The sequence below is a fragment of the Sphingomonas sp. genome (assembly GCF_050725575.1).
Classification (GTDB): domain Bacteria; phylum Pseudomonadota; class Alphaproteobacteria; order Sphingomonadales; family Sphingomonadaceae; genus Sphingomonas.
In genome coordinates this window covers 131,959-142,500 of record NZ_JBOHHW010000007.1, presented here as the reverse complement: position 1 = coordinate 142,500, position 10,542 = coordinate 131,959, and the positions used below count along the sequence as shown (strand labels likewise).

The following is a 10,542-nucleotide window of genomic DNA, read 5'->3' as shown; positions in this document are numbered from 1 at the left end:
GAAAGACCAAGGGTTCCTGCGCAAGGCTAATCCGCGCAGGGTGAGTCGGCCCCTAAGACGAGCCCGAAGGGGGTAGTCGATGGGAACACGGTTAATATTCCGTGACCTGGTGGTGTGTGACGGATCTCGTGTGTTGTCAGATCTTATTGGATTGATCTGGCTTCGAAGAGGTTCCAGGAAATAGCCCCACCGTATAGACCGTACCCGAAACCGACACAGGTGGTCAGGTAGAGTATACCAAGGCGCTTGAGTGAAGTGTCCTGAAGGAACTCGGCAAATTGCCTCCGTACCTTCGGAAGAAGGAGGCCCTCACTGTGCGCAAGCATTTTGAGGGGGCACAGGCCAGGGGGTAGCGACTGTTTAGCAAAAACACAGGGCTCTGCTAAGTCGGCTTCAAGACGACGTATAGGGCCTGACGCCTGCCCGGTGCCTGAAGGTTAAGTGGAGGGGTGCAAGCTCCGAAATGAAGCCCAGGTAAACGGCGGCCGTAACTATAACGGTCCTAAGGTAGCGAAATTCCTTGTCGGGTAAGTTCCGACCTGCACGAATGGCGTAACGACTTCCCCACTGTCTCCAGGACATGCTCAGCGAAATTGAATTCTCCGTGAAGATGCGGAGTACCCGCGGTTAGACGGAAAGACCCCGTGCACCTTTACTGCAGCTTCAGAGTGGCATTAGGAAAGAACTGTGTAGCATAGGTGGGAGGCTTTGAAGCGACGGCGCCAGCTGTCGTGGAGCCATAGGTGAAATACCACCCTGTTGTTTTCTGATGTCTAACCTCGATCCATGAAACTGGATCAGGGACCCTCTGTGGCGGGTAGTTTGACTGGGGCGGTCGCCTCCTAAAGAGTAACGGAGGCGCGCGAAGGTTGGCTCAGGACGGTTGGAAACCGTCTGTTAGAGTGCAATGGCATAAGCCAGCCTGACTGCGAGACTGACAAGTCGAGCAGAGACGAAAGTCGGTCATAGTGATCCGGTGGTCCCTCGTGGAAGGGCCATCGCTCAACGGATAAAAGGTACGCCGGGGATAACAGGCTGATAACCCCCAAGAGCTCATATCGACGGGGTTGTTTGGCACCTCGATGTCGGCTCATCACATCCTGGGGCTGGAGCAGGTCCCAAGGGTTTGGCTGTTCGCCAATTAAAGTGGTACGTGAGCTGGGTTCAGAACGTCGCGAGACAGTTTGGTCCCTATCTGCCGTGGGCGTCGAAATTTGAGAGGAGTTGACCCTAGTACGAGAGGACCGGGTTGAACATACCTCTGGTGTACCTGTCGTTTCGCCAGAAGCGCAGCAGGGTAGCTATGTATGGACGGGATAACCGCTGAAAGCATCTAAGCGGGAAGCCTCCCTCGAGATAAGATTTCATAGAGCCGTCGGAGACCACGACGTTGATAGATCGGATGTAGAAGTGCGGTAACGCATGGAGCTAACCGATACTAATTGCTCTATTTGCGCTTGAGAGTCCCACCATCAACGACAACTCTGGGTAACACCAGCGTTTGTCCGAGATTGTCGGATGATTAAGAGCTTACGCCTAATACAACTACACCTGAATTCTAGGTAAAGTGTGCATCGATTTTAGAACCGTTTTTCGCCGCTCACCGGCTTCATTGCTTGGTGGCTATAGCGTCAGTGCCCCACCCGATCCCATCCCGAACTCGGCCGTGAAACCTGACTGCGCCGATGGTACTATCGCTTAAGCGATGGAAGAGTAGGTCGTCGCCAGGCATTGTAGCCGGTGAGCAGCGCGAAACGAATTCTAGTACGGAACCCATTCACATGTCTTTTCCCCGCTTCATTGCGGGAGAAGAACCTTGGCGCGGGGTGGAGCAGCCCGGTAGCTCGTCAGGCTCATAACCTGAAGGTCACAGGTTCAAATCCTGTCCCCGCAACCAACGGACAAACGCCCGCAAACCTCACGGTTTGGCGGGCTTTTTTGCGTCTGGCGCAAATGCGTTTCAAGATTTCGCAGCGGAAGATGGCCTGCGGCCGCCCAGTCCGGCGACCAGAGCAGCATGTACTCGGCGCGTGTCGACCAGGGATCACTCACTCGCCCTGAACAGACGAGATCGCGGGGGCGGGCCTGCGCGCCAAGTCGCCCGTCGAGATTAAGTATTTGATATATGATCGATATTTGGGAATTCTTGCTGCCGCGACGGCGTGAGATATGCGACAGTCCGGTGTCCCATATCTCTGGCGAATATCGGACATTTCGGTGTCCCATATCTCTTCCGGTCATCCCGAGCCTTCTCGCCGGGGACGATTCAACCATCGCTCAGGATCGGGCAGGGTTCCCGTGCCAGCTTACACCGGCTGGCTCTTTCTCAGTGTCGGGAAACAGGATTGCCGCCGGGCTATCGGCGCTAAGGAGTCGCGCATGATCCGAGCCGCCAGGAATCCGGTTCCTACTGAAACGGGTTGTCGTCGTCGGCATAGCGCTGGCCGATGAACTGCGTGTTCTCGGTGAACGCATCGATATCGTTCTGCGCCAGATTCTTCAGGATCTCGTCCATCTTGGCCTGCATCTTGTCGAGGCTTTCGAGCAGGATGAAGCTCGCCGACTTGCCGGTCTTGCGAAAGATTTCGCTGCGATAGCCGGTCGGGATGTCGATATAGCTTTTGGCGAGCTTGGGCAGGTGGATGTCGCGCATCTGCTCCATGTCGATGCGGCTGAAACCCGGCACCTGCTCGCGCTCCATCGCTTTGCCGACCTCCTCGATACAGGCCAGAATGCGCCGGATCTTCACGCGGGCCGCATCGGGAATGCGCTCGTCTTCGAAATCGAAATGGACCGCAGGCGGCGACGCGGCCGGCGGCGGCGCGCTCGCCGGACTGCCTGCGGGATTGGCAGCGGGACCGAAGATGCGGTTCAGCTTATCGAACATGCTCAATTCGCTTCCTCCGTTCCTCTTTCGCCTGGATGAGCGACGTCCGCTCCCCCGATCGTCAGAGGAAACCAGATTCGCTTTAGGGGGCTGTCGCCTCCAAAAGTAAAGGGCCGGAGGTGCAGCCACAGCCGCCCCGGCGATCAGCAGAACCGTCGGAAGGGCGAGCACCGTCATCCCAGGCTAAGCCCGTCCGAGTGCTGCATACCGCCGGCGCCGGCGCGGTCAATATAGCGTCTCGCCTTGTCGCTCTCGGATGAGAGAGCCTCCACGGTCTGCTTCATGCTGCCAAGCGCCTCGGCCTTGAAATTATCGACGGCGTCCATCGTCGAATAGATATTGGCAAAGGCTCGTTGCAACGCTTCGACATCCACCGCTGATGACGATGCCTGCTCGGCAATGCGCACACTGTCGTTCCTGAGCAGGCGGCTGCTGCCCTCGATCATGTTGGACGCGCTGGCGTTGACCGCGGCGATCTGGTCGAGCACCAGGCGCTGACCGGCGAGCGCCTGGGCCACGGTGATCGCAGTCCGTAGCGCCGCAACAGTGGTGGTGGATGCGCGATCGACACCCTTGATCAGCTCGATATTGCTCTTCCTGATCAGATCCAGCGCGAGATAGCCCTGCACCGCGACCGCCATTTGCGTCAGGAGATCGGCGCTGCGCTGGCGTGTCTGAAACAGCGCCATGTCGCGCACCGCCCTGGCCTTGGCGGGGTCGGTATGATCGAGCGAGAGCGCTGCGTCTTCGAGCTTTGCATCGAGCGACCTGCAGATGTGGATCATTTGCTCCAGCTTGCCCATCTGCTCCCATATTTTGCGGCGTTCGCCGTCGAGCGCGATATTGTCCTGCATCAGCTCATCGCGGCCATGGCTTAATCCGCGCAGGATCGCTTCGATCGTCTGTTGCGCGGGCGCATATTGGTCGAAATAGGCCTTTAGTTTCGACCCGGCAGGAATGATGCCGAGAATACGGCGGGGCTCGAGCAGATTGCCCCTGCGGCCGGGATCCAGCGCTTCGACCACCTCGCGCAGCCGGGCGAGATTCGCACTCACTTCACCCTCTTTCAGCGATCGGGTAGATCGCTCGAGGAAGCGATTGGACTGATTGGCAAGCGCCGAGATTTCGCGCTGGCCGAGATTCGCCAGCTGATCGGCCTTGACCCCGAAATCCGGGCTGTGCGCGCTGAGCGAGGTCAGTTCGGCGATGTACCGATCGACCTTGTCTTCCAGTTCCACTCTCGTCCCCTCGTCAATCGGCACGAGTCCTGCCGCCTCAGCGACTGGGATCGCCGCGATCGGCGCCGGCGCTTCAAGAGTCAGGGAATCCATTTGAAAGCGTCATCCTGGAAGGGTTAGGGTGATATATAGGCGAAGGATCGAGCTCAGGCGACTTTGGTGTCAGGACTACGAATCTGATCCATGACGCCGTGGATCTGGGCGCGCCTGATGATCGAGCCGGCCCAGCGGGAGTGCGTTGCCGGTTCGCACATGCTGCCGTTCGACCCGAACACCGCCGGGGTGGCAGAATCGAGAATGGTGCGCGCTTCTGCCATTTCAACCGCGGACGGGCGATACATTTCCTGGATGACATGGATCTGCGACGGATGGATCGCGGTCTTGGTCAACAAGCCATGTTCGATATCCTGCTGTACCTCCTGCCGGAGAATATCGAGCGCGGTATAATGTTCGAATACCGGCGCCGCGACACTGAAGCCATTTGGGATAAAGGTCCCCGCAATGTCGCGGATCACATTGCCCAGGGGGCCTTCATAGGCCGACCGCACACGCGAGCGGCGAATGCCGAGCAGGCCAAGAATATCGTTGCCGCCGATCCGCACCGCCGTCACGCGGTCGATATAAGGGCGCAACTGATCGCACAGCCGGGCCAGCGCGCCACGATCGAACGCTTCTTCACCTTCGATCGTCGGCATGATGCGATGATCGTCATGCATCACCGCGCTCAACCACATCGGCAGGCTATTCGTCGTCACCTTCGGAAGAACGAAGCCTTCGACCCGATCGACGCCCGGGAAGGCCGAAATATGGATCAGCATCGCAATGTTGCGCGGTCGGACATAGACTCTGATCGCTGGCCCCCGGACGGTGAACTGCAGCAGGATCTGCCGCAGTTCGGCCAGTGCCTGATCGACCTGATCGTCGCGGATCGAATCCTCCAGGCAGATCACCACCGATCGCAGCTCCGGCATCTGTCCATAGACCAGCCCTGCCGCTGCCGCCTTCAGGGCGGGCACGTAAAGCGAGGCCCCAAGCTCGATCGCACTCATTCCTGATGTCCTCCGACGCTCTTGATCACGGTCACTGCCCGGTATGGATGAAGATCGCGCTCAATCACTCGAACGCCCGATTGGGCGGCGAGATGAAGAAGATGGGTGATTTCCGGATCGCCATCATCATTGACGAACACCAGGTCCGGCACGCGACGCAGAATCGCGCGGGTGGCCTCGGCAATGCCTGGCTTGATCCTGTTGATATCATCGATCCGGAATTCCTGCGCCATGGAGTCGATCAACGCCCGACTGCGCAAGCCGGCCCTGACGGATTTCTCGGCCGTCCAGGGATCGGTGTCCATCATCGGCATGTCCGCGCTTTCGATGTCATGGATGAAGCGGCGGCTGAGATCGTGACCGGCATGTTCGATCTGATACAGGCAAGCGTGGAAATCGTCCGGTCCGACCAGGTCGTCGCGCAGGACCGAGCGACTGATCAGTCCCGAAACGATCCCGTTGAGCAGGCCGCTCGGGATCACATAATCTTCTGTCGTGGCCGCAAGGTCGGCGCAGCCGGCCGGATCGGCAATGACGGCGAGGAAGGGGGAAAAGCCAAGATCCGCGCGGGCGAGCGATTGCACCAGCTCGGTCTTGATCGCGCCTTTGCCGGTCCAGCCGTCGACAAATACGGACGTGGCCACGCCGTGGCGTTCCCGGATGAGCCGGAGCGCGCGCTGGTCGATACCGCGACCGCGGATGATGCTGATCGAATAATGGTGCGTGTCGACGCCGATCCGCGTCAATGCCCGTTTCAGCAGTACGCCGATCGGCGTGCCGGCGCGGGCGAGCGAAATGATCACGCAAGTCCTCGCCGTCTCCGCACCACCCGCCAGCGTCTCGGCCGCCAGCGTCTCGGCCGCCAGCGTCTCGGCGAGCCGTTCGACATCGCGCCGCAGTCGGCCGGCATTGCGCGACAATGCCTGTCGATACAGCGACATATAGCGCTCGTCGGGCAATTTCTCGGCCGAGAGCATTTCCGAATAATGCTTCGCCCCGCTTTGGATCAGGCGTTCTTTCATATCGATTGCGATGGGCGCGATATCGGTCGGCCTGAGCAGGATCGTCACGTCGTCCGGCTCGTAGGAGCCGGAGAAAGCGACTGGATTGCGTGCCGATGCAGCGGTCATATGCATGGCTCAGCGCAGCCAGTCATTGCCATGCACCGCCGATTTCCAGAATTGCGACGATGTCGGCGTCACGGCATAATCGCAAAGATCCATGAAGCCGATATCCGAATGACTGTCGCCGATACCGATGATCGGGGTATCGGGCGCGTCGATCCGTATCTGGTCGACAAGATAGGCGACCGCATGACGCTTGTTCAGCCATGCCGGCATATAGGCAAGATTATTGCCGTTGCTGTGCCGCCGCCACGCTGGCGGCAGAAGCTGGTGATGGCTTTCGGCGAGTTCGACCAGATCGGATGCCGAACCGCGATTGCTCTTGATGACGATATAGAGCGGCAGCTCGTTTTCGATGACGACCCAGTGCCGGAACGCTTTGGTATCGAGCGGCGATGTTATCGCGTCATAGACCTCGGTCACCGCATGGTCGGCGCGGGATTGGCCGGCGAGATGGCCGTGCCATGCCAGGTCGATGCCGCCGTCGGGCTGGATGATGCACCCGCCATTGGAACAGATCGCCGGCGCCTGGGCGATGTCGACGCGCGCCAGAACCTCGGTGCTGCGTGCGGTGACCGGGATAAGCGTCCCGAGCGACAGCCACGCCATGAAATGCTGTTGCCGCACGGTTGCATAGCCGCTGGGGTTGCCATCGGCCAATGTGCTCATGGCTTTCAGGCCCTGAGCTTCTGCGGGACATTTTTCACGAGTCTGAAACAGCGTGTCGTCCAGATCCGAAAGGAATATTGGTTTCATTTCAGCTGCCATAGCTACAGATCATCTGTGTCACGGGAATGTCGGAACCGAGCGCGGCAAGCGCGGCCTTTGCGTCCGCGACCTGGCTGCCTCCCACTTCGGACATGATCACCACCCGGTCCGGATCATGGGCGAGCAGATTGTACAAATAACAGGGTGCGCCGCTGCCATAGCTGTCGCTGAAGTGCGACACGCTCTGCATGGCGTGACCGGGCAGCGCGGGGCTGCGTGTGATGCACTGAACCGCCGCGATCGCGCCGGCGGCGTCCATCTCCTCGGCAAAGAGCAGCGCTTCGTACGAATGCTCGCCTTCCCCCAGAACGAGAATCCGCTCGCCTTGCCCGGGCTCGAATGCCGGCCGAATCGCTTGCTCGGGGTCTTTCAGCCCCGTTCGGCTTTTCATGCCCGTGGCCGGTGCCGTGCCCGGCGTGTTGCTGCTCGCTGCGAGCCGTGACGCGGTGGAGGCCGTGCCGGGCTCCCATGTCATGTCCCCGTGAAGCAGCGCGTGTCCGCCCGTCTCCACCGGCATGCGCTGCTTGTAGCTGCCGTTGCTCCAGTCGGTGATGCAGCAGGTCTCGATCCGCTCCAGCCCGGGCATCGCCGCCAGCATCGCTTCGGCCCCGGCGATAAAAGTGCCGCCAGTGCTGCATTCGTCATCGACGATGATCAGCGAGCGTGCCTGCCGCACGTGCGCCGCCATGGCGCGATCGCCGATCTGCACGAGATGCGTGGTCGCGTGGCTATGGCCTTCTTCGAACGACGCGATGCGGAGTGCGTCCGGAACCGTCTGGCGCGAGGTCTGGAGATAATAGGCCAATGTCGCCGGATGCCGCCGCCGGTAGCCTGCGAACACCCCCTGGCCGAGCGCAGTGGCCGTTTCTGCCATGCCGAGCACGACCACCGGTTCGGGCAGATCGGCCGGAATCATGGCGGCCAGATCCTCCATCGCTCCCCGCATCGCGGCGGGCAATGCGGGGAGATGGCGGCCAAGAATCCTCGAAACGATCAGGAACCCGCGTTTGGGATTGGCGCGCGCGGCGACATCGCAGAGCGCCGCTATGTCATGATCGCCATGAGCGGTGAGCGAAAGAATCCCTGTTTCGAGTTCGACCGTCATCGTTGCAGCTTTCGCTTGCAGCATATGTTTTTCCGTTTCGTCCGGGACATGAAGCACCTGGTTCACCGGTGCCGTCGATCCGCCATGGCTTTTGCCGTCTCGCGCAGAGTCGCGCTATGCCATCATTGCCGGGTATTAATCCAGCACCGACCTGGGCGGCTTCGGCTTTTTACGAAGACGAGGCGGCTTTCCCGGACCGATATCCCATAGGCTCATCAGGCAATGACATTGATGCTGATGACGCTGCGCCTCAACCGCTGAACCACTTCGCGTCGCGCATTCTCGGTCGCGAGCGGTGTCGTCGGCAGGTCGATCCCGGCCGCGGCAAGCATCTCGTACACCAGGCTTGCCTTGACGCCGAAATTGACGTTCTCGCTGATCGATCCCCGATCGCGAATATTGCCATGCGCGAGCGACGCGGCGGTGACCCCGATCAGGTTGCCGAACTCGTCGATGATCGCGCCGCCGGACGATCCGGATCCGATCGGCGCGGTGAACTGGAAGCGCGCCACATCGCCATGCGATCCGGTCAGCCCCGATACATTGCCGGTGGAGACTTTGAGGTCCGCGCCCAGCAGGTCCATCAACGGATAGCCCGCCGCCATGATCGCCTCGCCCAGCCAGATCGGCGAACTGAACCGCAGCGGCAGCGGGACGCCGTCCACATCGCCCTTCAGCAGTGCGAGATCGTGCATCGGGTCGATCGCGATCGGCGTCAGGTGAAGATGGCCCCGGCCGACCTGGAAAGACGATCCGTCCTCGATCACATGGGCGTTGGTGACAACGACCCCCGGCGCGACCAGAATGCCGCTGCCCGACCCGAGCGGCGTTCCCGCCGGTGGCTTCGGGCGGTTCTCATGGTCGTCCTGCGCATATCGATCGGGTGACCGCGTGGTGGAACGCTTCGGAAATGACGGCGACTGCAGATTGCGGGCGCGGGCATAGGCATCGATGCCGAAGATATAGCCCTCATTGGCGACCTTGAGCTTCGGCGCGCCACCCTTCGAATAGATCTCGCCGATGATGACTGCTGCCAACTGTTCGGATGGAGCAGGCAGAGCGTGCGGCGCGCCATCGATGACGAGAGTGATCGGATAGCAATCATTGACGAAGCCGCCGAGACGGTCGTCCACGATATACAGCAGAATCTCGGTTGTTTCGCTGAAGCGTGACAGGCTGCCGAGCGACCATTCGTTCTGGCCGATCTGATCGAATGCGACGATGTTGCCAGAGGCCTGCACTGCGACCGCCGCAATGCGCTCGCCATGACGACCATCGATGCGGATCGTGCAGGTCTGCGCGCTTCCAAGGGAGAGACGCTCGCCAGGCATTGGCTGATGCACGGAGTACGTCCTTTCTGTCAGGCGGCGATCTGGGCGGCAATTGTCGTCAGGCGAATCTGCGTATCGATGGATGGTCGCGACACTTGTGCCGCATGCTTGCGGCCGGTCAACAGTGCCGACCAATCCGCCAGCAGTCCGCATCCGACCTGCTCGGAATACAGGATCCCGCCGGCAGGACGGGAATTGATCTCAAGAAGTTTCCAGCTGCCGTCCGCCGCGCGCCTGAATTGGGCATTCACAACGCCATGAAGCGCAAAGCGTTCGACCAGCGCCGCGGCGGCCGGCGCCAGGAAATGGTCGGTCTGAATATGCTGTACGCCGCCGGGCAATTTGGTTCGCGCGGCAAATTTGAGCAGCACGCCCTTGTCCGCGAGCATGTCGAACGAGACTTCGGGCCCGGGCAGATATTCCATCAGCACCAGATCCTCGAGCGCTCCGGCCTTCTCCGCTGCCGCGGCAGCGGCGATATACAGCGTCTCGGTGATCCTGCGGCTGTCCGGATTATCGAGATGGCTCATCGGCCGGTCCTGCGTGAGGCGCCAGAAGCCATGGCCGTTGACGCCCTTTCGCGGCTTGACGCACGGTTTGGCGCCCGCAGGACCTGTCTCGCGGAATGTGGCGATCGCCTGTTCAAGCGCCGCGCTCGATGTGATCAACCGGGTCTCGAGATGATAGGCCGTTCCCGCAATGGCGGCGGCAAAGGCAAATTTGTCGTCGAGCAGGTCGAGGGTCGCGATCGCAGCCGGCAGTTCGACCCGGCAGTCCAGCTCGGCCCCGGCGATCAGCGACCGCCGCCGCGTCGGAATGAAGATGTCGATCGCGTTGGCCGCGATCGTCTCGCGCACCCAGTCGATATAAGCGGCTTCACTGTCCTCCGGCTCGACCAGGGTCGCGCTGGGGCCGTCATAGCGGGGTTGATTCTGCCCGACGCTGACGAAGACCTCGAGGGTCGGATCCGCGTCGCGCATCGCGGCAGCGATCGGCGCCAGCGAGAAGCCGCGATTGAACCAGATGCGCATGATCGAGCT

General features: G+C 60.8%; 8 protein-coding genes, 1 tRNA gene and 2 rRNA genes (1 of these 11 only partly in view). 3 read left to right on the top strand and 8 right to left on the bottom strand.

The window, feature by feature from the left end; translation table 11 throughout:
- From ACRECS_RS07485 to ACRECS_RS07475, 3 genes are all read left to right on the top strand, one after another.
- Window positions 1–1,462: ribosomal RNA gene (locus ACRECS_RS07485) — 23S ribosomal RNA — on the top strand; it begins 1,330 nt to the left of the window's first position.
- 153 nt (window positions 1,463–1,615) lie between these two features.
- A 5S ribosomal RNA gene (gene rrf / locus ACRECS_RS07480) occupies window positions 1,616–1,730 on the top strand.
- Window positions 1,731–1,820: 90 nt separating this feature from the next.
- Window positions 1,821–1,897 (top strand) — tRNA-Met (locus tag ACRECS_RS07475).
- A gap of 510 nt (window positions 1,898–2,407) precedes the next feature.
- On the opposite strand, the gene ACRECS_RS07470 is transcribed toward ACRECS_RS07475, so the two are convergent.
- The 8 genes from ACRECS_RS07470 to ACRECS_RS07435 all read right to left on the bottom strand — a co-directional run bounded on the left by ACRECS_RS07470 (window position 2,408) and on the right by ACRECS_RS07435 (window position 10,533).
- The gene (locus tag ACRECS_RS07470; protein WP_431582336.1) at window positions 2,408–3,064 is read right to left on the bottom strand and encodes a hypothetical protein; all 657 of its coding nucleotides are present in this window, start codon (window positions 3,062–3,064) and stop codon (window positions 2,408–2,410) included.
- Window positions 3,061–4,218, bottom strand: a complete 1,158-nt coding sequence (locus ACRECS_RS07465) for a toxic anion resistance protein (RefSeq protein WP_431582335.1) — start codon at window positions 4,216–4,218, stop codon at window positions 3,061–3,063. Before ACRECS_RS07465 ends, ACRECS_RS07470 begins: the two co-directional genes overlap by 4 nt.
- Window positions 4,219–4,271: 53 nt before the next feature.
- Window positions 4,272–5,174, bottom strand: coding sequence for an HpcH/HpaI aldolase/citrate lyase family protein (locus ACRECS_RS07460; RefSeq protein WP_431582334.1), 903 nt, complete (start codon window positions 5,172–5,174; stop codon window positions 4,272–4,274).
- Window positions 5,171–6,304, bottom strand: coding sequence for a cysteine protease StiP family protein (locus tag ACRECS_RS07455; RefSeq protein WP_431582333.1), 1,134 nt, complete (start codon window positions 6,302–6,304; stop codon window positions 5,171–5,173). The genes ACRECS_RS07460 and ACRECS_RS07455 overlap by 4 nt, the downstream gene beginning before the upstream one ends.
- A 9-nt stretch (window positions 6,305–6,313) precedes the next feature.
- On the bottom strand, window positions 6,314–6,967 hold the full coding sequence (locus ACRECS_RS07450) for a sucrose-6-phosphate hydrolase (RefSeq protein WP_431582332.1): 654 nt from the start codon (window positions 6,965–6,967) through the stop codon (window positions 6,314–6,316).
- 88 nt (window positions 6,968–7,055) lie between these two features.
- On the bottom strand, window positions 7,056–8,195 hold the full coding sequence (locus ACRECS_RS07445; protein ID WP_431582331.1) for a phosphoribosyltransferase domain-containing protein: 1,140 nt from the start codon (window positions 8,193–8,195) through the stop codon (window positions 7,056–7,058).
- 191 nt (window positions 8,196–8,386) lie between these two features.
- Window positions 8,387–9,514 carry a S1C family serine protease gene (locus ACRECS_RS07440; RefSeq protein ID WP_431582330.1) on the bottom strand — a complete coding sequence of 376 codons (1,128 nt, stop codon included), beginning with the start codon at window positions 9,512–9,514 and terminating at the stop codon, window positions 8,387–8,389.
- A gap of 17 nt (window positions 9,515–9,531) precedes the next feature.
- A complete protein-coding gene (locus ACRECS_RS07435; protein WP_431582329.1) occupies window positions 9,532–10,533 on the bottom strand; it encodes an ATP-grasp domain-containing protein in 1,002 nt (333 codons plus the stop codon).
- Window positions 10,534–10,542 lie beyond the last annotated feature (9 nt).

What these genes read in the sequence shown, in the direction of transcription:
- ACRECS_RS07470 (WP_431582336.1), bottom strand. Translation starts at nt 3,064, where the DNA reads ATGACGGTGCTCGCCCTTCCGACGGTTCTGCTGATCGCCGGGGCGGCT.
- ACRECS_RS07465 (WP_431582335.1), bottom strand. Translation starts at nt 4,218, where the DNA reads ATGGATTCCCTGACTCTTGAAGCGCCGGCGCCGATCGCGGCGATCCCA.
- ACRECS_RS07460 (WP_431582334.1), bottom strand. Translation starts at nt 5,174, where the DNA reads ATGAGTGCGATCGAGCTTGGGGCCTCGCTTTACGTGCCCGCCCTGAAG.
- ACRECS_RS07455 (WP_431582333.1), bottom strand. Translation starts at nt 6,304, where the DNA reads ATGACCGCTGCATCGGCACGCAATCCAGTCGCTTTCTCCGGCTCCTAC.
- ACRECS_RS07450 (WP_431582332.1), bottom strand. Translation starts at nt 6,967, where the DNA reads ATGAGCACATTGGCCGATGGCAACCCCAGCGGCTATGCAACCGTGCGG.
- ACRECS_RS07445 (WP_431582331.1), bottom strand. Translation starts at nt 8,195, where the DNA reads ATGCTGCAAGCGAAAGCTGCAACGATGACGGTCGAACTCGAAACAGGG.
- ACRECS_RS07435 (WP_431582329.1), bottom strand. Translation starts at nt 10,533, where the DNA reads ATGCGCATCTGGTTCAATCGCGGCTTCTCGCTGGCGCCGATCGCTGCC.